Below are 20,645 nucleotides of genomic sequence, written 5' to 3'. Positions count from 1 at the left end.
CGCAACGGGGTTAAGCTCTTAAAAAGTCGGGGTCGCAATCGGATGTTCGTTGGTCTTCGCGCGCTTTTCGCGGCATCTTTTCTTGCGCTCTCGACCCTGATCGCCCTTCCCGCCTCGGCTGGCGTGCTGCAGTGTGCGCCCTTCGCCCGTCAGGTTTCGGGCATCGACATTCATGGCAATGCGAACAGCTGGTGGAGCCAGGCCGAAGGTCGTTATGACCGTGGCCATGAGCCGCGCGTCGGCGCCGTCCTGTCCTTTTCGTCCAGCCGTTCCATGCCCGTCGGCCATGTCGCCATGGTGAGCAAGGTGGTCAGCGACCGCGAAGTGCTGCTGACCCATGCCAACTGGTCCTATCGCGGCGGCATCGAGCGCGACGTTCGTGCTGTCGATGTGTCGCCCAACAATGATTGGACCGACGTGCGCGTATGGTATGGCCCGATCGGTGGCTTGGGCCTGCGCTCCAACCCGGCCAATGGCTTCATCTATGCCACCGCGCCGAAGGTCGCCGACCAGCCGGTCCGCGTGGCTTCGGCCGACAATGGCGGTGGCGCAGGCCTTCGCGCTGCTTTCTGAGCCGTTAACCTTTTCCCAATCATCCCGGCTCTAGAATCGTCCCCGGTGGGGCGGTTCTTGACGTTTCGGGATCGCAGATGATTGGAAAGACGAGCTGGGCGGCGGCGTTGCTGTTGTCCGGGCTGATGGCTGCGCCTGCCTTTGGCGCGGCGATGCTGCAATGCGTGCCCTATGCCCGCACCGTGTCGGGCGTGGCGTTGCGCGGCGATGCGCTGACCTGGTGGGATCAGGCCGAGGGGCAATATAAGCGCGGCCACAAGCCGAAGAAGGGCGCGGTGCTGGCCTTCCGGCCCTATGGCCCGATGACGCTCGGCCATGTCGCGGTGGTCAGCCGGATATTGGACGACCGGCGGGTGCTGATCCGGCACGCCAACTGGTCGGCGCCCGGCGCGATCGAGGAAGATGTGCTGGCGATCGACGTGTCCGAAGAGGGGGACTGGAGCCAGGTGCGCGTCTGGCACAGTCCGACCGGCCAGATGGGCGCGCGGATCAATCCCACCTATGGCTTCATCTATCCGGCCAAGGCGAAACTGCATGATTTCATCCCCGATCCGTCGCTGGGCGAAAGCGTGCGTTTTGCCAAAGCGGATAGGGATGGCTGGGACGAGAAACCCGCGGTTGCGCGTGCCGTGCCGGTGAAGGTCGCGCGCAAGGCGATGCCGCGGCTGGAAACCGACATGGGCGTGATCGAATATGCCGATACTGCTCCGGCGGAACGGACGCTCAGCGCCATCATCGCTGATGTGAAGCGCGACACGATGATGAACTGAGCGAGATGACCTCTGGAGGGATCGCTCCGGACGAACCTCAAATCGTCCGCAAAAAAAAGGGCGCCCGGTTCGGCGCCCTTTTCCATTTGCTTATTCGGCGTCGGCGGCCTTGCCTTCTTCGTCTTCGGCCGGGTTTTCGAACCAGGCCTCGACCTCGCCGGTCAGCTTGATCGTCAGCGGATTGCCGTGGCGGTCGCGGGTCTTGCCGGCGGCGACGCGAATCCAGCCTTCGGAAATGCAATATTCCTCGACATCCTTGCGCTCGCGGCCCTTGAAGCGGATGCCGATGCCGCGCTGCAACACGTCCATGTCGAAATGGGGGCTGCGCGGATTGGTGGACAGATGGTCGGGTGGCGTGTCGCTCATGGTCGAATTCCTTGAAATGTTGCGTCGCGCCTAGCGTCTGCGCGCCGCTTTCGTCAACCGCCGCGCAGTTCGTCCACGTCGCAGAAGATGCGGCGGATGACGCCCTGGTCCAGCCAGGCGGAGAAGCGATTCTCGGCATCGGCCAGGCCGACGAAGGGATAGGCGACGGGATGTTCGTCCACCGCGCGGCTGGCGACGATAAGGCGGGTCATGGCGTCGGGCGCGGTGGTCAATATGCGTCCGCGCCGGTCGGTCGAGGCGCTGTTGACGCCGACGACATGGCCGTCCTCGGCGAAGATCGGGCCGCCGCTGATCCCCGACAGCGTGCCGTCGCCTTCGGGAATGCGGCTCTTTTCCGCCCAGGCCAGAACAGGCTGGGTAAGTTCGCTGCGGCCGCGTCGCGCGCTGGCGGCGCCGATCAGCTCGGACACGACCAGAGTCGGCTCGCCGGCGGGGAAGCCCATATGATAGCCGGGCGTGCCGGGCTGCGGCGTGCGGTCCGATAGCGGCAGCGCGTCCCGGCTGGGCAGGCCGTCGCGCACCAGTGCGGCATCCGCCTCCCGGCTTTCCACGACGCTGGACACCGGCCGGGCGAAGCGGCCATCCTCCAGCCCGATGCGGGTGCAGCCATGGGTGACATGCTCGGCGGTCAGCCAGGCGCCGTCGCGATCGACCGCGAAGGCGGTGCCCATCGCATCGGCCGGGCCGCCGGGCCGGTCCTCGATCACGAACTGCTCGTCGCCCCATTGCGGCAGCGGGCGACGGGGTGAGCGCGGATCATATTGCTCGACCTGCAGCGGCGGTGCGATATCCTGCCCCAGCCAGACGACCAGCAAAAGGCCGGCCAAGGCGAAGGGCAGGCAGCCGCAACCCCCGCGCGCCATCGGTTCAGCCCGCCACCGCGGCGGCGGTGAGGCAGGCGATCGCCGCCTTCATCATGGCGAGGAAGATCGCGGCGGATCGCTCATTCGCCTCGATCCGGGCGGACAGGGTGCCAAGCAGGAAATCGACGAGCCGGAAGGCGATGAGTTGCAGGACCAGCGTGACGCTGCCCCAGATGACGATATCCCAGACATTGACCGATCCGGCGAGGCAGAAGCCGAGCGGTATCGCCAGGCCGATCGCCGCCCCGCCGAGCGAGATGGCGGCCGCCTCGTTCCCGGCGCGGATCAGCGCGAACTCGTCATGCGGGGTGATCCACAGATAGAGGGCGAGCGCCGCCAGCCAGACCAGGGTGGCGCTGCCAAGGTGCAGCAGCAGGACAGGCAGGCCCGACAGCAGGCTCTGAATCACGGGCGTGGGATCGGTCATGCCGATGCAATGCCGCAACCCGCGCTTGGGTTCAATCGATGTTCAGTGGCCGTTGGCATCGGGCGAAGGCGAGACGCATGATGAGTCGGCGTCTCGCCTTCGCCCGAAGCCAACGGGTGTGAGGGTCAGCGGCAGATGCGCACCCGCACGTCGCGGTCGCGATAATAGTCATAGCGCCATTCGGTCCAGCAACGCTGGCGATAGCGATAATTGGAGCGGTAATAGCCGCGATGACCCCGCCAGTCGCGCCGGTCGCCGCGCCAGTGCCGCCGGTCGTCCCAGCGACGACGATCATCCCAACGCCGGTCCCAGCGACCGTCCCGGTCGCCGCGCCAGCCATGATTGCCATAATATTGGGCCTGGGCGGGAACCGCCGCCGCGCCGAGTCCGGCAATGGCGAGGGTCAGCGCCGCCGCGCCCTTCCAAAACAGGTTCATGTCCTTCTCTCCTCCTAAGCCCCCCGCGTGGGGGCATGGAGGGGAGAATGCGCGCCGTCGACTGAACCGTCCGGGAACATGGCTGTCAGCGATGGTTAATGCGGATCAGCGTCCCCGCAGCGCCGCCTCCGCCTCCTGCATATAGTCGCGGGTAATGGGCAGGGTGCGGCGGTCGCGGACATACTGGACCTGGTAATTCACCATGCCGCCATGTTCGAACACAGTCGCCGCGCCGGCGAGGTAGAAGGTCCAGAGGCGGAAGAAGCGCTCGTCATAGAGGGCGACGATGTCCGCCTTGTGCGCCAGGGTCCGTTTGTACCATTCGCGGATGGTGAGGCCGTAATGGATGCGCAGCACCTCCACGTCCGTCACCATCAGGCGCGTCCCCTCGCTGCCCTGGATCATCTCCGACAAAGCGGGGATATAGCCGCCGGGGAAGATATATTTCTGGGTGAAGGCGTCGGTGATGCCCGGCCCGTCGACGCGGCCGATCGTGTGGATCAGCATCACCCCGTCGGGCGCCAGCAATTCGCGGCACTTATTGTAGAAGGTGCGGAAATGGGCGGTGCCGACATGCTCGAACATGCCGACCGACACGATCCGGTCGAACGGCCCCTGCATGTCGCGATAGTCGATCAGTTCGAAGCGGACATGGTCGGCGACGCCCGCTTCCTCGGCGCGCTGGCGCGCGACCTTCAACTGTTCTTCCGACAGGGTGATGCCGGTGACGTCGACGCCGCAGGTGCGATGCAGATAGAGCGCCATCCCGCCCCAGCCGCAGCCGATGTCCAGCACCTTCATGCCGGGCTTCAGGTGCAGCTTGGCGGCGATATGCGCCTTCTTGTCCTCCTGCGCCTGTTCCAGGCTGATGCCGGCTTCATTGTCGGCATCGGGGAAATAGGCGCAGCTATATTGGCGGTCGCGGTCGAGGAAGAGGGCGTAGAGCGCGCCCGACAGATCATAATGATGGGCGACGTTGGCCTTGGACCGGCTCTTGTGATTCAACCGCCAAAATTTCTGGCGGGCGGACTTGAAACTGCGGCTGACGAAGCTCTTGGCGTCGATGGAGCGGCCCTGCTCCCAGGGATTGTTGGCGCGGATCATGGACACGAATTCCATGATGCCGCCACCTTCTATGCCGACGCGGCCGTCGATCCAGGCTTCGGCCATGCCGAGCCGCGGATCCTTGATGATGTCGAGCGGAACGCGCCCGTCCTTGAAGCGCAGCGCCAGATTGGGGAAGGCCGGATCGGGATGTCCGATGGTGAAGCTGCCTCCATTGGCATAGTGGACGGTAAGCTGGCCACGTGTGACCAACCGCTTGAGAACACGTTCAAACAGTTTCATGCCGCTACCTTGTCATGTCGTTTCGCAGGCGTCAAATGCCCGCATACCAGTCATAGCCGGCATGGTCTTCCCAATATCCGCCCTTGCCCTTGCCGACGCCGGAAAGGCTCTCCACGGCCTCGATCCGCATCAGATATTTGGCGTGCTTGTAGCCCAGCTGCCGTTCGACCCGCAGGCGCAGCGGCGCGCCGTTGGCGACCGACAGCGGCCGGTCGTTGAGCGCGAAGGCGAGGATGGTCTGGGGATGGAAGGCGTCGATGAGGTCGATGCTTTCATAATAGGGCTGGCCGCTGCCCATGGTGTCGGCACAGTGGAAGACGAGGTAGCGCGCACGATCGCGCAGGCCTGCGCCGTCGAGAATGGTCTTCAGGGGCACGCCGCGCCACTTGCCGATTGCGCTCCAGCCCTCGACGCAGTCATGCCGGGTGATCTGTTCGCGATGGGGCAGGCTGCGCAACTGCGACAGCGAAAGCGACAATCTCCGCGCCACCAGCCCGTCGACGCGCAGCCGCCAGTCGGCGAAGCCGCCACGCCAGATCGCCTTATAGGCGGGCGTATTCGGATTGGCGGTGCCGTTGGCGCGGAAGAAGGGGGAGATCTGGTCGGGCCGGAACTCCTGCGCCAGCGCGTCGCCGGCCATCAGGCCGCGCTGCGCCCATTTGTGGAAATTCTCGGCGGAAAAGAGCGCCTCGCGGAAGCCTTCGTTGCGGGCCAACCGATCGCAGCCCGCGAGCGACGCGGTGGCGCCGAGGAGGAGGGTGCGGCGGGTGAGGATCATGCCCCCGCCCCGACCCCGGACCGCGCCTTCGGCAGGCGATAGCGGCCGGTGATCATCGACCGCAGCTCGTTCACCGGCCCGGCGAGCAGCACCATGAGGATATGGACGAGGAAGAAGGCGACCAGCGCGAAGGCGGTGAGGAAATGGATCGACCGGGCCGACTGCCGCCCGCCGAACAGTTCGACCAGCCAGGGCCAGGCCGCGTTCATGCCCGGCGACATGGTAAGGCCGGTCAGGATGACGAGCGGCAGCGCGACGAAGATCACGCCGATATAGCTCGCCTTCTGAAGGACATTGTAGCGCAACGCCGCCTCGCCGGTGGGGAAGCGCAGCCGGGCATGATCCTTTATGTCCCGCCAGACATGGCGCGGCGCCAGCTCGCTGCGGCGGAAGGCGAGGTCGCGGGTGATATGCCGGTTGGCGAGGCTCCAGAGCATGTAGAAAAGCAGCGCGAAGGCGAAGATCGGCGCGGCCGCCAGATGCCAGTGGCGCGACAGCGCCAGACTGTAATGGCCGGGCAGGGTGATCCAGCCGGGAAAGCGATCGAGCACCAGCCAGGCATGATCGTAATTGGCGCCATATTGTCCCCAATAGAGTCGGGGATGGGCGTTGAAGATGCCGAGGCCGCTGGTGAACAGGACATAGAGCAGCAGCGCGTTCAGCCAATGCCATAGCCGGGTGGACAGGCGGTGCCGCCTGACGATCGCATTGGCGCTGTCTACCGGGCTGTTCATGGCGCGATCCTATCGGATTTTCGGCGGTGGTCCAGAGCCGGCCCCGGAGTCGGTCATTGTCAAGGGTGCGCAAGGCGGGCTGTAACCGTTTTGCAACACAAGTGCTGAAATTGATTGAAATAAAGTTCGAACCCCTTTGCAAATCTATTTGACGATCCTAGATGACCCCTGCGCAATCAAGATGCGGATAGCGCTCTTTTCTCTCTGATAATGAGGAGAAAAGAAGCAGGAGGAATCATGAGAATAAGTTCATGGTTGCTTTGCATCTAACCTGAACGCCGGATGAACATCTAAATCACGGCGACAAGAATAATATCGAGGACTTTATGAAGACTGTGATTTTCGCAGCGATTGCTGCTGCCGCTGCTTTCTCCGCTCCTGCTTTCGCTCAGGATGCCGCTCCCTTCACCGGGCCGCGCGCAGGCGTCATCATGGGCTATGACAAGTTCGACGGTCGCGACGGCTTCACCTATGGCGTGACCGCCGGCTATGACCTGGCCGTCACCCCCCGCGTGACCTTCGGCCCCGAAGTTTCGTTCAGCGACAGCACCACCAGCGCCGGCGCCGGTGCGGAAGTCAGCCGCGACCTGGCCGCTTCGGTCCGCCTTGGCTACACGCTGACCCCGCAGATCCTGGCCTTCGGCAAGGTCGGCTACGCCAACACCCGTATCGACGTCGGCGGCGCCGGCGGGTCGTTCGAAGGCGTGCGTTACGGCGGCGGTCTGGAATATGCCGTGACCCCGAACACCTATATCTCGGCCGAATATCAGCGCAGCGAATATGAAGCCAACATTGGCGGCCGTGACGCCGGCCTGGTTGGCGTCGGCTTCCGTTTCTGATCCCTCTCGATCGGATACAGGGAAAGGGCGGCCTCGCAAGGGGCCGCCCTTTTTCTATGCCGGCAGCTTTCTATGTAGGCAACGATTGCAAGTCCGGCGCCACCCAGTCGCGTCGCGCCGCCACCGACATCAGCCGATCGCGCGACCAGTAGATGAAGGGCCAGTCCTTGTCCCCGAGCGGCGAGGCCATCAGCGCGACGAGGGCGTTCGCGGGCGTGGCGTCGGCGGGCAGGCCGGCCAGCAGGTGGCGGGCCATATGCAGCGACGCCTGGGTGATCGTCTCATGATAGCCGCCCGTGTCGCTGTTCACCCCGCCGACGCTTTCATTATAGCGGCGGATCATGCCGGGCATGTCGCGTTCCGGCTGGATGTCGGGCCGTCGCAGCATCAGCCACAGCGCCGTCGCGAAATGCGCCTCATGGGTCCAGCGTTCCTTGGGCAGGGCGCAGGCCAGAAAGGCTTCGGCCAGCGCCGCCATCTCCTCGTCCGTCATGCTGCCTCCCAGCTCAGGCGTAGAGCGGCAGATAATCGTAGCCGCGCGCGGGATCGGGCGGGGCGTCGGCGCCCTCGGCCTGCGCGATCATGCGCCGCGTATCCTCGCGCGGAGAGACGATCTGGAACCGCAGCGGCTCTCCTTCCTCCGGCAGGTCCGCCGCGATGACGGTGCGCAGTGTCTCCAGCAGCAGGTCGGACGCCGGCTTCCAGATCGCATAGCCTTCATTGGCGAGCGCGGCCTGGTCGATGCCGAGAAGGGCCAGCAGGCGGGCCTTGCGATCGACATCCTCGATCCCCGCGCTTCGTGCGCGGTCGATCGCAATGGCGGTCACGTCATCGGCGATGCCGGTCGCGGGGTGGACGAAAACCGGCTGTCTGGCGTCCCAGGCCTCGTCCGGGCACAGTTTTTCGGCCGGCACGATCGCGCGGTCGGGGCGGATTTCAGCGGGATAGATGCGACAGGCATTGGGGCGTCGATCATAGGCGCCGCAGCGCATGTCGGGTTGCAGATTGGGGCAGGGGCCTTCGAAGACCGCGGTCAATGTCACGGCGATCGTCACCGGCAGCTTGTGGCTTGTCGCCGGCACGGCACGCGCGGCGCGATAGGCTTCGCTCGATCCTTCCGCGAAGGGCAGGGCCGGCGCGGCATCGCACAGCAGTTCGACCCGCCCGCCATGTTCCAGCCAGCTGACCGCTTCCGACAGGCTCAGGAGCAGGCGCAGGCCGTTGCAGCATCTGCCACAGGATGTGCAGGAAAAGCGCAAGGCGGCTTCGAAGTCCGTTTCGTCTTGGCGTGGTGCGTTCATCGGTGCGACCCGGCTGTTGGAGACGGGTGTCGCCCCACGCGGCACCCTGAAACGGCGCCTTCCCGCTTCTTTTTCAGAGTCGGGCAGGCTGTGCCGATCCACCGGATCGGGCCATTCATCGCCGCTAGGCCGCTTTTCCCCTTGCGGTCAAGCGGGCGTCTGACGCAGGGACCGGCGGCGCATCATCCGAGCGCGGCCTGCTTTTCCTCGGCCAGGCGCTTCATTTCCGCCTTGCTCTTCTTCTCGCTCGCCGACTTGAGCTGCCCGCAGGCGGCCATGATGTCGCGACCGCGCGGGGTGCGTACCGGCGCGCTGATGCCGCCTTCGAACACGATGTCGGAAAAGCGCCTGATCCGCTCGGGCGTCGAACATTCATAGTCGGTGCCGGGCCAGGGATTGAACGGGATCAGATTGACCTTGGCCGGCAGCTTATATTTGCGCAGCAGGCGGACCAGTTCGCGGGCATCCTCGTCGCTGTCATTCTTGTCCCTGATCATCACATATTCGAAGGTGATGCGGCGGGCATTGTTGGCGCCGGGATAGTCGGCGCAGGCCTGCAACAATTCCTCGATGCCGAACTTGCGATTGAGCGGCACCAGTTCGTCGCGCACATCCTTGGTCACGGCATGGAGCGATACGGCAAGGTTCACGCCGATCTCCTCGCCCGCGCGCGCCATCATCGGGATGACGCCGCTGGTCGACAGGGTGATGCGGCGCTTCGACAGGGCCAGGCCGTCGCCGTCCATCACCACCTTCAGCGCGTCGCGGACATGATCGAAATTATAGAGCGGCTCGCCCATGCCCATCATCACGATGTTGGTGAGCATCCGGCCGTCCGGCGTATATTGCGACGCTTCGTCCGACTCATCGTCATTGGCGGACGCCATGCTGCCCTTGGGCCATTCGCCCAGCGCGTCGCGCGCCAGCATGACCTGGCCGACGATCTCGCCCGGCGTCAGGTTGCGCACCAGTCGCATCGTGCCGGTATGGCAGAAACTGCAATTGAGCGTGCAGCCGACCTGGCTGGACACGCACAGCGTGCCGCGATCCGCATCGGGGATGAAGACCATTTCATAATCCTGGCCGTCGTCCGAGCGGAGCAGCCATTTGCGGGTGCCATCGCTCGACACCTGCGCCTCCACCACCTGCGGCCGGCCGACGACGAAGCGTTCGGCCATCCAGCCGCGCATCGGCTTGGCAAGGTCGGTCATTGCTTCGAAATCGGTGACGCCGCGATGATAGAGCCAGTGGAACAGCTGCTTGGAGCGCAGCTTGGCCGCCTTGACGTCCAGCCCCGCTTCCTCCAGCGCTCCCTTGATCTGCGGGCGCGACAGGCCCATCAGGTCGATGCGCCCATCTTCACGGGGCGTCACTGCGCGGGGCACGGGCACAGGATCGATAGCGCCGGGAATCGGCATCAGGGGGCTGGCGGCTGTCTGCATGGCCGCGCACATAGTCGATTTGCGCGGATTTTTAAAGGACTGTTACATCAGCGCAGCCGCGCGCATCCCAGCGCCGCCGCATCGATCGCCGTCGCCGCCCCACGCAGGGCATAAGAGTCCGCAAAGGCACGCCCGTCCGCGCCGACCGTCTGCACGCTCATGCTGCGGGCGGAGCGCATCGCGGCGATGATCTGCGCGTCGTTGCGGGCGTCGGACGCCCAGGCGTCGACCTGGCCCGCGACCAATGTGAAGCGGCGTTCTCCGACACTCAATGTCACCGGCGCCTGCGGCGCGCGGGCGCGGCTGAGACGGATGTGGAGCTGCCCGCGCACCCGCTGGCGCGGCCAGTTGCCGACCGAGGCGAAGCCCCTGCGCGCCTGTCCGCGCCGCACCACCGGTTCGGCTATGGCGTAGCAGCGCGGCCCGTTCTGACTGCCGCCGGGATCGCGAAAGGCGCCCCATCCCTCGAAAATGCCAAGTGAATCGCGTGCCGCTGCGGGCGTCGCCGCGAGCAGGAACAGGATCGGGAGAGCGAGGGCGCGGCGCATGACCACGGCAAAGCCCAAGCCGTTCGCTTTTGCAAGCACGCCGACGCGAAAGGGTGAAGGCGACGCTTGCAGGGGCCGCAACAGTGGTTATGAAGAAGCATCCATCATTGTCGCCGGGATTCGACCGAATTCCTGGCTAAAGGCTTAAAAGAACGGACAGAACAGGGACATGAAGGCCACCATCGAACGCGCAACGCTCCTCAAGAGCCTGAGCCACGTCCAGTCGGTGGTCGAGCGGCGCAATACGATTCCGATCCTGTCCAACGTGCTGATCGAAGCGTCGGCCGATGGTGCGATCAAGCTGATGGCGACCGATCTCGACCTCCAGGTGGTGGAAAGCGTGTCGGCCCAGGTGGAACAGGCAGGTGCCACCACCATTTCCGCCCACACATTGTTCGACATTGCTCGCAAGCTGCCCGAAGGCAGCCAGGTGTCGTTGCAGGCGGCCGAGGGCAAGATGCTGATCCAGGCGGGCCGCGCCCGCTTCAACCTGTCGACCCTGCCGCGCGACGATTTCCCGGTGATCGCGGAGGGCGACCTGCCCACCAGCTTCGAACTGCCGGCCGAGACGCTCAAGCAGATCATCGACAAGACGCGCTTCGCCATCTCGACCGAGGAAACGCGCTATTATCTGAACGGCATCTATTTCCATGTCGCCGAAGACGCCAGTTCCGGCGGTCAGCCCGTGCTGAAGGCGGCCGCCACCGACGGCCATCGCCTTGCCCGCGTCACCGTGCCGCGGCCCGACGGCGCCGACGGGATGCCGGGCATCATCGTGCCCCGCAAGTGCATCGGCGAACTGCGCAAGCTGCTCGACGAGGTCGAGGGTTCGGTGCAGGTCAGCCTGTCCGCCAGCAAGATCCGCTTCGGGCTGGGCAGCGCGATCCTGACCAGCAAGCTGATCGACGGCACCTTCCCCGATTATAGCCGGGTCATTCCAACCGCGAACGACAAGCTGCTCAAGATCGATCCGCGCAGCTTCGAGGAGGGCGTGGACCGCGTCGCGACCATCGCCACCGAAAAGACCCGCGCGGTCAAGATGAGTCTGGACAAGGACCGCATCACCCTGTCCGTCACCAGCCCCGAAAATGGCACCGCGGCCGAAGAAGTGCCCGGCGCCTTCCAGGGCGAGGGTTTCGACATCGGCTTCAACGCGCGCTATCTGCTGGATATTCTCGGCCAGATCGACACCGACCTGGTCGAACTTCATCTGGCCGACGCAGCCGCGCCGACGCTGATCCGCGAAAGCGACGCCAGCCCCGCGCTCTATGTGCTGATGCCGATGCGCGTCTGACGCGACCGGCCTGGACGGTTCGATGCCGCGCGCCTCAAGCCTGTTGCAAGAGCATGTCCGCGCATGGTGAAATGCTTTTGTCTTTCTTGATGAAGCCTTTGCCGGGCCGTTGACCGTAAAGCCCGACTTGAAAATGCTCCAGGCGATCGCAGCTTCGTCGTGGCGCATTATTGGCGGCGGTGAAGTAATTCTCTGTCAATGACTGGTTGCTAATGGAGGACGCATGTCCTTCGTGCGCGCCCACCGATCCGATGGTCCGGCCAGCCCCATCACCCTGATGATGGCGCTCGGGCTGGCGCGGAGCGGCACGGAAGTGGCGGCGTCGTGGATTTCGGGCGCCTTCGTCCATATCGCGCGGCTGTGGCCGCTGATCCTGCTCGCCAAAATCTGCGTCGTCGCCGTGCTCAACCTGCCCTTCTACCGGGACGGCGATGTCCGGCAGGCGATCTTGCTCGCGACGATGCTGCTGGTCGACGGCACATTGATGATCCTGCCGCGCCAGGCGCCGTTCCAGCGGTTGATGCCGCATGTGCAGAATTGGCTGATGCTGCCGATGCTGTTCCTGTCGGGCCTTACTTACAGCCTCTGGCTGAACAGCCAACCGACGGCCGCGTCGGATGCGATCTTCCTCGCGGCGGTGCCCGAACTGGCGGTGGCGCTGCTCGCCGTATGCATCTTCGGCGACCGCCGGCTGCTGGGGATCGTCTATTTTCTCGGCGCGCTGCTGGTGTCGGTGGTGGAGAAGGCGGAGGTGACTCAGGCCGGGTTGCTGGCAAGCTGCGTCTTCGTGATGGCCATCGCCGCCGTGCGACAGGCTACGGCCGATCGTGAACGCGCGATCGAGCTGCATCGACAGGATCTGCGCGCCCAGCGGTCCGACCGGCTGCTGCAGGAACATGAGCGCACCGGGCGCGGCTGGTTCTGGGAAACCGATCGGCACGGATGCCTCACCTATATTTCGGACACATTGGTTGAGACGCTGGAGGTGCCCATGGGCGGCCTGATCGGGCGTCCCATCACGCAGATCGTCCGTCACGGCGACAAGCAGCAGGGCGATGGCGAGCGGACTTTGGGCTTCCATCTGTCCGCCCGCACCGGCTTTTCCGATATCGCCGTCTGCGCCGCCCTGTCGAAGGAAGAACGCTGGTGGTCGATTTCCGGCCAGCCGGTATTCAACGAATATGATCAGTTCCACGGCTTTCGCGGGTCCGGCACCGACCTTACGGAAATGCGCCGCAGCCAGGCCGAGGTGACGCGACTGGCCCAGTTCGATTCGCTCACGGGCCTTGCCAACCGCATCCAGATGCTGCGTTCACTGGAGCAGGCTGTGGCCGAGCGTCAGGGACGGCCGGGCGACTGCGCGCTGATGATGCTCGATCTCGACCGATTCAAGACGGTCAACGACACGCTGGGTCATCCCGCCGGCGACGCGCTGCTGCGGCAGGTCAGCCAGCGGCTCCAGCGCGTGGTTGGCGACAAGGGGCTGGTCGGGCGCCAGGGCGGCGACGAGTTCAAGATTCTCCTGCCGGGCCGTCAGGACCAGGCGGCACTGGCCCATCTGGCGCAGACGATCATCACCGGCATCTCGCAGCCCTATTCGATCGAAGGGACGGCGGTGGTGATCGGCGTATCGATCGGCATCGCCTCCTGCCCACAGGATGGCGTCACCGCCGATGCGCTGATCCGCAACGCGGACCTTGCCCTCTATGCGGCCAAGGGCGATGGGCGCGGCGTGCATCGCTTCTATTCGTCGGACATGCACGCCGATGCGGAGGACCGGCGCAAGCTGGAGGAGGATTTGCGCCATGCGCTGGCCGCCGACGGGCTGCATCTGGTTTATCAGCCTGTCGTGTCGTCGCGGACGGAGCAGATCACCGGCTATGAAGCGCTGCTGCGCTGGAACCATCCCACGCGCGGGGTGATTTCCCCAGCCTTGTTCGTGCCGATCGCCGAAGATAGCGGCCTGATCGCGCCGATCGGCGAATGGGTGCTGCGCACCGCCTGCCGCGACGCGGCGCAATGGCCCGGCGGCATCCGCGTGGCGGTGAATGTATCGCCGGCACAGTTCGCCAATCCGGGCTTTCCCTCCACGGTGATGAACGCGCTGGCGGCGGCGCAACTGGCCCCAGAGCGGCTGGAACTGGAGATCACCGAAAGCGTCTTTCTAAACGATGACGCGGGCACCGATTCCATGTTCGCGCGGCTGAAGGCGCTGGGCGTGCGGCTGGCGCTCGACGATTTCGGCACCGGCTATAGTTCGCTCGGCTATCTGAAGAAGGCGCCGTTCGACAAGATCAAGATCGACCAGAGCTTCGTGCGCGGGGCCGCCATCAAGGGCAATCGCAACAGCGCGATCATCAAGGCGATCGTCAGCCTGGCCGAGGCGCTGGGCATGGATACGACCGCCGAGGGAGCGGAAACACAGGATGAGCTGGAACTGATCCGCCAGCTGGGATGCAGCCATATCCAGGGCTATATCTACGGCAAGCCGATGCCTTCCGATTTGGTGCTCATCACCCATCGCGGCGGCGGCACGGCGGCGATGCCTAACGGCTATCAATCGAGCCGGCAGGAGCGCAAGACGATGCTGCGCACCGTCCAGGTCCATCATGACGGTCATGTCTATACCGGACGTGTCCGCAATATCTCCGCCACCGGCGCGCTGATCGAAGGGCTGTGGAACGTGCCGGCGGGCACGCTGTTCGCGATCGAACTCAATGAGCAGACGATGGTGAAGGCGACCGCGCGCTGGTCGAAGGACGACCGGATGGGCGTGGAGTTTGCCGGCCCGGTCGACGTCGCCGGTCTGCGCCAGCCGCAATCCCGGTCGCTGGCCTCCTGACGGGGCGGGCTCTAACCACGCGGCCGGTTGCCCGGGCCGAAATTGGGAAAGAACAGCTTGCGGAAGCTGATCGAAATCGTCCGGCCCAGCGGATCAAGATAATCCTGTTGGTAGCGCAGCGGCGTTGCCCCGGTCGCGTCGCGCACCTCGCGCCGCTGGTTGAAGATATTGTCGATGCCGATCGACACGCGCGATCCGCGCAGGAAGGGCGCCTTCCTCGTCAGTTGCGGCATCTGCCCCAGATTGGCGAAGATACGCAGGTTCGCGGTCGCGAGGCTGCCGAAGTCGAGCCGCGAACTGCCGCCCGCCGTTCCGCTCAGCGCGCCGTCGACATGGGTGCCGCTTTCCCAGTCGACGCCCAGCCGCGCGCCGATACCGTTGTTGGAATAGCCGATCCGCGCCCTGATCTCATGCCGGGGTTGACCGCCCGACGATCCGGTGGCGTCGCCGTTCAGCAGGTCGAGTTCCGGCACGCCGGGCGCGATGAGGATGCTCTCCTCCAGATGCCAGGTGTGATAGAGGCTGAAGCTCAGGCGTCCACCGCCACCGCCACCGCCACCGCCACCGCCACCGCGTCCACCGCCGAAGCCGCCGGGACCGCCAAAGCCGCCGCCCGGCCGGCCGCCACCTTGACCCCCGCCCTGGCCCCCCGGCCCGTCATTGCCGCCTTCGCCGCGCGGCCGGTCGCCGCCGCCCTCGCCCGGCGGCGGGCCGCCTTCCTGCCCGCCCCGGCGTCGTTCTCGATTGCCGAACAGCCCCTGCAATTCGGGTGGGCGATCCTCGGGCCTGCCGCCCGATGCGCGCCATGCCTCCATCAATTTCTGTATGTGCGACTTAAGCGCAATGGAGAGGTCGAAACCCCAGCGTAGCTGTTCGCTCTGCGACCGTAAGAAGTTGATCGGCCGCGCGTCGACCTGCAACAGATTGCCGTCGGCATCGCGCAGGAAGCGCTGCGGGAAGGCGGCCTCGATCGCGGGCGTCGGCGTCGGGAAGGCGGCGATCGGGTTGCTGGTGCGGCTGTTCAGATAGGTGGCCGTCAGCGTCAGGTTCGGCTTTTCGAAGGGCTTGACCGTCGCGCTCAGGCGGAACTGGTCGCGCACGCTTTCGCGCAAGGACGCATTGCCGCCCGACAATTGCGTCACGAACACGCTTTGCCCGGTGGCATAGTCGAAGACCGAGACATTGGGCGTCGAAATCAGCGGATCGGTGATCTGCGATCCGGTCGGCGCGGCGCGATCCTGATTGGCCGACGCCAGGATCTGCACCGCCTTCACCGGTTGCCAGCGCAGCCCATAGCCGAGCGTCGAGAGGGTGCCGAAGTCCGACAATTGCTGCGCCGCGACGTTCACATTGACGCCGATGTCGCCGATACCGCCCAGCACGCCCTTCGACCGGCTGGTCAGCGGCACGTCGATGCTGATCTGGCCGCTGCCGATCTGCCGGCTGTAATCGGTGCTGAACGCCGCCCCCGACCGGGTCGAGCGGCTTTCAAAGCCGTTGGCTGAGCCACCGACCCGGATCGAGGTCATGACATCGCCCGCCGGCATATGGAACAGCGTGCCGCTGACCAGCAGGTCGGCGGTCACGGCCTGGCTCTTGGCGCGGGCCGTGTCGGTCATGCGGGTGGCGAGCAGGCCGGGCGCAAAGTCGCCATAGGGATTGACCGCCGGGTCGCCCGCGTCGAGCGCGGCCTGGATCGCATCGGTCGACGCGCCGCGGTCGGTGCGGGTGCGGGTGATCGACAGGTCGCCATTGCCGGTGAAGGACCATTGCCATTTGCGACCGATCCGCCCGTTCAGCGTCAGACCGAGATGGCCGGTGGTGCCACGTATCTGCTGCCCCAGCGCGCCAGCCTGCGCCAGATAGCGATAAAGGGTGACGTCCTGGCCGAAGGGGGAGAAGGGGCTGCCCGCGTCGAGGCCCAGGGCGGCCGTGGACAAGCCCTGGAGCGAATCATTTTCCGACAGCTCCAGCCGCCCGTTGAGCGTCGCCGACACCCCGCCCAGCGCACGGGCGAGCGTCGCGTTGGCGGAGAAATTCTCGGTCGCGGGGCTGAGCGTGCGATAGCGGGTGATGTCGCTGACGTCGGTCGCGTTGGCGCCCGCGACGAAATCGGCGAGCGTCGGGGCGCCATTGGCGGCGCTGGCGGGCACACTCGCGATCGTCACGCTCTGGCCGGCCAGCGCTGACAGTGCCGGATCGATCTCCATGCCCTGGGTGGCGGAGGTGATATTGCCGGTCAGCGAATAGGGGCGGCTGGAAGGCGTGGTGGTGATGTCGCGCTCGCTTTCCAGCAGGCGTGCGGCGCGGCTATATTCCAGGTTCAGCGTGAAGCGATTGTCGCCCCGGATGCGCAATATGCCCGCTTCCAGCTCGCCATTGTCGCGCCCGCCCTCGGTCGTGGTGCCCAGCTCGACCTCGCCCGTTTCGGCGCGGAAGCGTTGGCGCAGGACGATGTTCACCACCTTCTGCGTCGGCGCATAGCCATAGCTCAGGGCCACCTGTTCGGGCAGGATATCGACCCGCGCCACCGCTTCGGACGGGATGTCGCGGATTTCGGCGAAGCTGGAGATGCGCTTGCCGTTGAGCAGAACAATCGGCGTGCCGTTGGTCTGGGGCGATAATTCGGTGATCAGTTCGTTGATGGAGGTGACGCCCAGCGCGCGGACGTCGGCGGGCGACAATTGCTGTTCCGGCTCGATCTCGCCGATCACCGCGCCACGCTGCGGCTGGCCGGTGACGATGATCTCCTCGCCGTCATCGACCGGTTCCTGCGCGGTGCCTCTGGGCTGCTCCTGCGCCATCAGCGCGCCGGGCGCGACGCCCAGCAGGAAAGGCATCAGAAAGACGGACGCGGATCGACGCACGAAACCCCCTACAGACAGACCGGAACCCCACTTCGTCTAGCCGCCACTTGTCGCAAGTTTCTGGCATCTGCCGGACAAATTTGTCGCAAATTGTAATGGGGTTGCTGAACGGGGGCTGGCTGGAGTGATTTCGAGTGAAATGGAACATTTCACGGCTCGGAAATCACGGAAAACAAATAGAGTTTATCTTGATTCGATCTGAACAGGGTAAACTCTAAGCCTCAAACCGCGTCGTGAAAGATGATCCCCAGCGTGTAGCGCGTGCCGGACAGGAGCCGGCTGACGCCATGGCGCATCTGCACCCGATGGACGCCGCGCGTGCCGTTCACTGGCCGGTCGCGCACCGGGAAGATCACGGCATCGCCCTGGCCCAGCGGCACCACCTCGGGCCGGGATTGCATCCGCGGGCGCTGTTCGGTCAGGACGAAGGCGCCGCCGCTGAAATCTTGGCTTGGCCGCGAGAGCAGGATCGCCGCCTGCAACGGGAAGGTGTAGGGGCCATAGACATCCTGATGCAGCGCGTTCCAATCGCCTTCCTCATAGCGCAGCAACAACGGGGTCGGCTTGTCCTGCCCGCCGAGCGCGCAACGAGCGAGGAAATCGGCATGGCGCGCGGGATAGATGTCGCCCGTCCCCAGCATCGCCGCCCAGCGATTAGCGACGTCGGCCAGCATGGGCCAAAGGGCCTCGCGCAGGGCCGCGACCGGCTGGGGCAGCGGGTAGGCGAAATAGCGGTAGCGGCCGCGGCCATAGCCGTGCCGCGCCATCACCACTTCCTTGCGGAAGGCGGCAGGATCGTCCCACAGCGCGATGATCGCGGCGCACTGGTCGGGGGAGAGCAGGGCGGGCAGGCGTGCCGCGCCATGGCGGTCGAGATCGGTCAGGTCCATGGCGGCAGGATGGCAGCGGCGCGGGGCTGCGTCATCCTGCGCTTTGCGGTCAAATTATTTGGGCTTGCGGAAGCGGAGCAGGAAGCGGTCGGTCTTGCCGCGCACGGTGGGATCGAACACCAGCTTGCTATGATCGTCCGCCGGATTGGCGAGCAGCGGGCTGTCCGCCTCCAGCACGAAGCCGGCCGCCGCAAAGTCCGCCTTCACGACGGCAGGATCGATCCGGTGCAGCTTGTCCACGATGACCCGCGTATCGCCCGGCGCGCCGACATGATCGACGATGCCGACGATCCCGCCCGCCTTGGTCGCGGCGTAGAGGGTCTTCACAAAGGCGGCCGGGTCGGTGCGCGGGATGCCATATTTGTCCGACTGCCAGTAGAGATCATGATAGCTCATGTTGATGATGGTGAAGTCGAAGCAGTTCGCGGGCGCGCTGAATGCCTCGAACGGATAGCGCACCCATTTGACCTCGGGCCGGCGCGCGACCAGCGCCTGCCATTTCATCTGCTCCTCGGGCTGGGTATAGAATTGGTTCGGCTCGAACGCCGTCACCTTGCCCTTGGGTCCCACCGCATCGGCCATGATTTCCGCCCAATAGCCCGAGCCGGTCATGATGTCGGCCGCCTTCATGCCGGGCTTCAATCCCAGGAATGTGAGCGTTTCGGCAGGCTTGCGGCTGGCGTCCAGTGCCTTCGCCTCGGCCGGTCGTTTGGGGTCCGCCAGCGCGGCGGCATAATCGGGTGCGGTGGCGGCCATGGCCGGGGCCGCAACCGCCAGCGCGGCGGCAAGGCAGAGCATGGAAAAGGCGCGCATGATAGTCCCTCCTGAAGGCGGGGATGATGCGCCCGGTGGGCGCGGCGCTCAATGCCGATGGTCGATGCTTCAAGTCGCTGGTCGAAACCGTTCGGACTGCTACAAGAGGCGCCATGCGCACGCTCTATCCCCCGATCGAACCCCATGCGTCCGGCCATCTGGATGTCGGCGATGGCCATCATGTCTATTGGGAGAGGGTCGGCACCCCCGGCGCCAAGCCCGCGGTCTTCCTGCATGGTGGGCCGGGCGGGGGCATCTCGCCCGATCATCGCCGGCTGTTCGATCCCACGCGCTATGATGTGTTGCTGTTCGACCAGCGCGGCTGCGGCCGCTCGACGCCGCACGCCAATTTGGACGCCAACACGACCTGGCACCTTGTCGCCGACATAGAGCGGCTGCGCGCGATGATGGACGTGGAGCAATGGCTGGTGTTCGGCGGCTCATGGGGTTCGACCCTGGCGCTCGCCTATGCGCAGGCGCATGTCGCGCGCGTGACCGAACTGGTGCTGCGCGGCATCTTCACCATCCGGCAGAGCGAGATCGACTGGTATTATCAGCAGGGCGCGAGCCGCATCTATCCCGACAAATGGGAGCGGTTCGTCGCCCCGATCCCGGCGGCCGAGCGCGGCGACATGGTGGCGGCCTATCGCCGCATCCTGACCGGCGAAGACCGTGCGGCCCAGGTCGCCGCCGCCCGCGCCTGGAGCGTTTGGGAAGGCGAGACGATCCGCCTGCTGCCCGACCCGGCCCTGTCCGCGACCCACGACGAGGATGATTTCGCGCTCGCCTTCGCGCGGATCGAAAATCATTATTTCGTCCATGGCGGCTGGCTGGAGGACGGGCAGCTGATCCGCGACGCGGGGCGGCTGACGGATATTCCCGGCGTCATCGTGCAGGGTCGCTACGACATGGCCTGCCCGGCCGAAACCGCCTGGGCGCTGCACCGCGCCTGGCCGCAGGCCCGCTTCGAGATGATCGAGGGCGCGGGCCACGCCTATAATGAGCCGGGCATATTGGACGCGCTGATCCGGGCGACGGATGGGTTTGCGGATTGATCAGGACGGGGGGATAGAATGCGACTGACTGCAACCGGCCTGTTGGGGATCGTCATCCTCTTCGGCATCACGCTTTCGGGCGTGCTGTGGGGATGCCCGACCTATAATGTCTATAGCAAGGAGCAGGCCGGCCGCGCGGCGCTGGCCGAGGCGCAATCCTCGCGCCAGATCGCGGTGCTGGAAGCACGGGCTCGGCTGGAAAGCGCCAAGATGCTGGCCGACGCCGAGGTCGTGCGGGCCGAAGGCGCGGCGCGCGCCAACCGCATCCTTCAGGACAGCCTGGGCGGCCCGGACGGCTATCTGCGCTATCTCCAGATCCAGGCGATCGACGGCAAGGACGCCAGCATCATCTATGTGCCGACCGAAGGCGGTCTGCCGCTGCTGGAAAGCACAAGGCTGGCGCCAAGGCCGCGCGCGGCGGAATAGGGGAAGGTCTCT

Annotated in this window: 21 protein-coding genes; 7 read left to right on the top strand and 14 right to left on the bottom strand. The window is 65.6% G+C overall.

Features of this window, described 5'->3' with window-relative positions; genetic code table 11:
- Positions 1-42 precede the first annotated feature (42 nt).
- Positions 43-573, top strand: coding sequence for a CHAP domain-containing protein (locus AC58EF_RS04220; protein ID WP_497274773.1), 531 nt, complete (start codon positions 43-45; stop codon positions 571-573).
- 77 nt (positions 574-650) lie between these two features.
- Positions 651-1,343 (top strand): CHAP domain-containing protein, encoded by a 693-nt coding sequence (locus AC58EF_RS04215; RefSeq protein WP_497274771.1) that lies wholly within the window; start codon positions 651-653, stop codon positions 1,341-1,343.
- Positions 1,344-1,433: 90 nt separating this feature from the next.
- Here the strand turns inward: AC58EF_RS04215 and AC58EF_RS04210 are convergent, their stop codons facing one another.
- The 7 genes from AC58EF_RS04210 to AC58EF_RS04180 form a co-directional block, all read right to left on the bottom strand.
- Positions 1,434-1,709 carry a DUF3297 family protein gene (locus AC58EF_RS04210; RefSeq protein ID WP_497274769.1) on the bottom strand — a complete coding sequence of 92 codons (276 nt, stop codon included), beginning with the start codon at positions 1,707-1,709 and terminating at the stop codon, positions 1,434-1,436.
- Between the two features lie 53 nt (positions 1,710-1,762).
- Positions 1,763-2,593 carry a S1 family peptidase gene (locus AC58EF_RS04205; RefSeq protein WP_497274767.1) on the bottom strand — a complete coding sequence of 277 codons (831 nt, stop codon included), beginning with the start codon at positions 2,591-2,593 and terminating at the stop codon, positions 1,763-1,765.
- Positions 2,594-2,597: 4 nt separating this feature from the next.
- Positions 2,598-3,020 carry a DUF350 domain-containing protein gene (locus tag AC58EF_RS04200; RefSeq protein WP_497274766.1) on the bottom strand — a complete coding sequence of 141 codons (423 nt, stop codon included), beginning with the start codon at positions 3,018-3,020 and terminating at the stop codon, positions 2,598-2,600.
- Between the two features lie 125 nt (positions 3,021-3,145).
- Positions 3,146-3,457, bottom strand: a complete 312-nt coding sequence (locus AC58EF_RS04195; protein ID WP_497274764.1) for a hypothetical protein — start codon at positions 3,455-3,457, stop codon at positions 3,146-3,148.
- 105 nt (positions 3,458-3,562) lie between these two features.
- Positions 3,563-4,804 (bottom strand): class I SAM-dependent methyltransferase, encoded by a 1,242-nt coding sequence (locus AC58EF_RS04190; RefSeq protein ID WP_497274762.1) that lies wholly within the window; start codon positions 4,802-4,804, stop codon positions 3,563-3,565.
- Positions 4,805-4,835: 31 nt separating this feature from the next.
- Positions 4,836-5,582, bottom strand: a complete 747-nt coding sequence (locus AC58EF_RS04185) for a molybdopterin-dependent oxidoreductase (RefSeq protein WP_497274760.1) — start codon at positions 5,580-5,582, stop codon at positions 4,836-4,838.
- A complete protein-coding gene (locus AC58EF_RS04180) occupies positions 5,579-6,316 on the bottom strand; it encodes a cytochrome b/b6 domain-containing protein (protein ID WP_497274758.1) in 738 nt (245 codons plus the stop codon). Before AC58EF_RS04180 ends, AC58EF_RS04185 begins: the two co-directional genes overlap by 4 nt.
- Before the next feature lie 326 nt (positions 6,317-6,642).
- On the opposite strand from AC58EF_RS04180, the gene AC58EF_RS04175 reads away from it, so the two are divergent.
- Complete coding sequence (locus AC58EF_RS04175) at positions 6,643-7,155, top strand: porin family protein (RefSeq protein WP_497274756.1); 513 nt, start codon at positions 6,643-6,645, stop codon at positions 7,153-7,155.
- 70 nt (positions 7,156-7,225) lie between these two features.
- Here the strand turns inward: AC58EF_RS04175 and AC58EF_RS04170 are convergent, their stop codons facing one another.
- The 4 genes from AC58EF_RS04170 to AC58EF_RS04155 form a co-directional block, all read right to left on the bottom strand.
- On the bottom strand, positions 7,226-7,648 hold the full coding sequence (locus AC58EF_RS04170; RefSeq protein ID WP_497274754.1) for a hypothetical protein: 423 nt from the start codon (positions 7,646-7,648) through the stop codon (positions 7,226-7,228).
- Between the two features lie 13 nt (positions 7,649-7,661).
- Positions 7,662-8,456: a YkgJ family cysteine cluster protein gene (locus tag AC58EF_RS04165; protein WP_497274753.1), complete on the bottom strand. Its 795-nt coding sequence runs from the start codon at positions 8,454-8,456 to the stop codon at positions 7,662-7,664.
- A 182-nt stretch (positions 8,457-8,638) separates the two neighbouring features.
- Entirely contained in the window at positions 8,639-9,898 is a 1,260-nt protein-coding gene (gene rlmN / locus AC58EF_RS04160) for a dual-specificity RNA methyltransferase RlmN (protein WP_497274751.1), read from the bottom strand.
- Positions 9,899-9,945: 47 nt separating this feature from the next.
- Positions 9,946-10,446: an invasion associated locus B family protein gene (locus AC58EF_RS04155; RefSeq protein WP_497274749.1), complete on the bottom strand. Its 501-nt coding sequence runs from the start codon at positions 10,444-10,446 to the stop codon at positions 9,946-9,948.
- A gap of 169 nt (positions 10,447-10,615) precedes the next feature.
- Here AC58EF_RS04155 and dnaN point away from each other — a divergent pair, with 169 nt between their 5' ends.
- Complete coding sequence (gene dnaN / locus AC58EF_RS04150) at positions 10,616-11,740, top strand: DNA polymerase III subunit beta (RefSeq protein ID WP_497274747.1); 1,125 nt, start codon at positions 10,616-10,618, stop codon at positions 11,738-11,740.
- Positions 11,741-11,963: 223 nt separating this feature from the next.
- A complete protein-coding gene (locus AC58EF_RS04145) occupies positions 11,964-14,582 on the top strand; it encodes an EAL domain-containing protein (protein WP_497274746.1) in 2,619 nt (872 codons plus the stop codon).
- 11 nt (positions 14,583-14,593) lie between these two features.
- On the opposite strand, the gene AC58EF_RS04140 is transcribed toward AC58EF_RS04145, so the two are convergent.
- The 3 genes from AC58EF_RS04140 to AC58EF_RS04130 all read right to left on the bottom strand — a co-directional run bounded on the left by AC58EF_RS04140 (position 14,594) and on the right by AC58EF_RS04130 (position 19,152).
- Positions 14,594-17,422 (bottom strand): TonB-dependent receptor, encoded by a 2,829-nt coding sequence (locus AC58EF_RS04140; RefSeq protein WP_497274977.1) that lies wholly within the window; start codon positions 17,420-17,422, stop codon positions 14,594-14,596.
- Between the two features lie 248 nt (positions 17,423-17,670).
- Positions 17,671-18,339 (bottom strand): 2OG-Fe(II) oxygenase, encoded by a 669-nt coding sequence (locus AC58EF_RS04135; RefSeq protein WP_497274745.1) that lies wholly within the window; start codon positions 18,337-18,339, stop codon positions 17,671-17,673.
- A gap of 54 nt (positions 18,340-18,393) precedes the next feature.
- Positions 18,394-19,152 carry a class I SAM-dependent methyltransferase gene (locus AC58EF_RS04130; protein WP_497274743.1) on the bottom strand — a complete coding sequence of 253 codons (759 nt, stop codon included), beginning with the start codon at positions 19,150-19,152 and terminating at the stop codon, positions 18,394-18,396.
- A gap of 113 nt (positions 19,153-19,265) precedes the next feature.
- On the opposite strand from AC58EF_RS04130, the gene pip reads away from it, so the two are divergent.
- The gene (gene pip, locus AC58EF_RS04125) at positions 19,266-20,207 is read left to right on the top strand and encodes a prolyl aminopeptidase (protein WP_497274976.1); all 942 of its coding nucleotides are present in this window, start codon (positions 19,266-19,268) and stop codon (positions 20,205-20,207) included.
- Positions 20,208-20,225: 18 nt separating this feature from the next.
- Positions 20,226-20,633 (top strand): SPFH domain-containing protein, encoded by a 408-nt coding sequence (locus tag AC58EF_RS04120; protein WP_497274742.1) that lies wholly within the window; start codon positions 20,226-20,228, stop codon positions 20,631-20,633.
- Positions 20,634-20,645: the final 12 nt, after the last annotated feature.

Source organism: Sphingobium sp. WR1 (assembly GCF_059693745.1).
The sequence above is the reverse complement of the archived record's forward strand: the minus strand, read 5'-3'. Positions and strand labels throughout refer to the sequence as shown.

Coding starts and splice junctions, on each gene's coding strand:
- AC58EF_RS04180 (WP_497274758.1), bottom strand. CDS start 6,316: ATGAACAGCCCGGTAGACAGCGCCAATGCGATCGTCAGGCGGCACCGC.
- AC58EF_RS04135 (WP_497274745.1), bottom strand. CDS start 18,339: ATGGACCTGACCGATCTCGACCGCCATGGCGCGGCACGCCTGCCCGCC.
- AC58EF_RS04215 (WP_497274771.1), top strand. CDS start 651: ATGATTGGAAAGACGAGCTGGGCGGCGGCGTTGCTGTTGTCCGGGCTG.
- AC58EF_RS04165 (WP_497274753.1), bottom strand. CDS start 8,456: ATGAACGCACCACGCCAAGACGAAACGGACTTCGAAGCCGCCTTGCGC.
- AC58EF_RS04145 (WP_497274746.1), top strand. CDS start 11,964: ATGTCCTTCGTGCGCGCCCACCGATCCGATGGTCCGGCCAGCCCCATC.
- AC58EF_RS04195 (WP_497274764.1), bottom strand. CDS start 3,457: ATGAACCTGTTTTGGAAGGGCGCGGCGGCGCTGACCCTCGCCATTGCC.
- AC58EF_RS04220 (WP_497274773.1), top strand. CDS start 43: ATGTTCGTTGGTCTTCGCGCGCTTTTCGCGGCATCTTTTCTTGCGCTC.
- AC58EF_RS04200 (WP_497274766.1), bottom strand. CDS start 3,020: ATGACCGATCCCACGCCCGTGATTCAGAGCCTGCTGTCGGGCCTGCCT.
- rlmN (WP_497274751.1), bottom strand. CDS start 9,898: ATGCAGACAGCCGCCAGCCCCCTGATGCCGATTCCCGGCGCTATCGAT.
- AC58EF_RS04205 (WP_497274767.1), bottom strand. CDS start 2,593: ATGGCGCGCGGGGGTTGCGGCTGCCTGCCCTTCGCCTTGGCCGGCCTT.
- AC58EF_RS04155 (WP_497274749.1), bottom strand. CDS start 10,446: ATGCGCCGCGCCCTCGCTCTCCCGATCCTGTTCCTGCTCGCGGCGACG.
- AC58EF_RS04130 (WP_497274743.1), bottom strand. CDS start 19,152: ATGCGCGCCTTTTCCATGCTCTGCCTTGCCGCCGCGCTGGCGGTTGCG.
- AC58EF_RS04170 (WP_497274754.1), bottom strand. CDS start 7,648: ATGACGGACGAGGAGATGGCGGCGCTGGCCGAAGCCTTTCTGGCCTGC.
- AC58EF_RS04190 (WP_497274762.1), bottom strand. CDS start 4,804: ATGAAACTGTTTGAACGTGTTCTCAAGCGGTTGGTCACACGTGGCCAG.
- pip (WP_497274976.1), top strand. CDS start 19,266: ATGCGCACGCTCTATCCCCCGATCGAACCCCATGCGTCCGGCCATCTG.
- AC58EF_RS04175 (WP_497274756.1), top strand. CDS start 6,643: ATGAAGACTGTGATTTTCGCAGCGATTGCTGCTGCCGCTGCTTTCTCC.
- AC58EF_RS04120 (WP_497274742.1), top strand. CDS start 20,226: ATGCGACTGACTGCAACCGGCCTGTTGGGGATCGTCATCCTCTTCGGC.
- AC58EF_RS04210 (WP_497274769.1), bottom strand. CDS start 1,709: ATGAGCGACACGCCACCCGACCATCTGTCCACCAATCCGCGCAGCCCC.
- AC58EF_RS04185 (WP_497274760.1), bottom strand. CDS start 5,582: ATGATCCTCACCCGCCGCACCCTCCTCCTCGGCGCCACCGCGTCGCTC.
- AC58EF_RS04140 (WP_497274977.1), bottom strand. CDS start 17,422: ATGCCTTTCCTGCTGGGCGTCGCGCCCGGCGCGCTGATGGCGCAGGAG.
- dnaN (WP_497274747.1), top strand. CDS start 10,616: ATGAAGGCCACCATCGAACGCGCAACGCTCCTCAAGAGCCTGAGCCAC.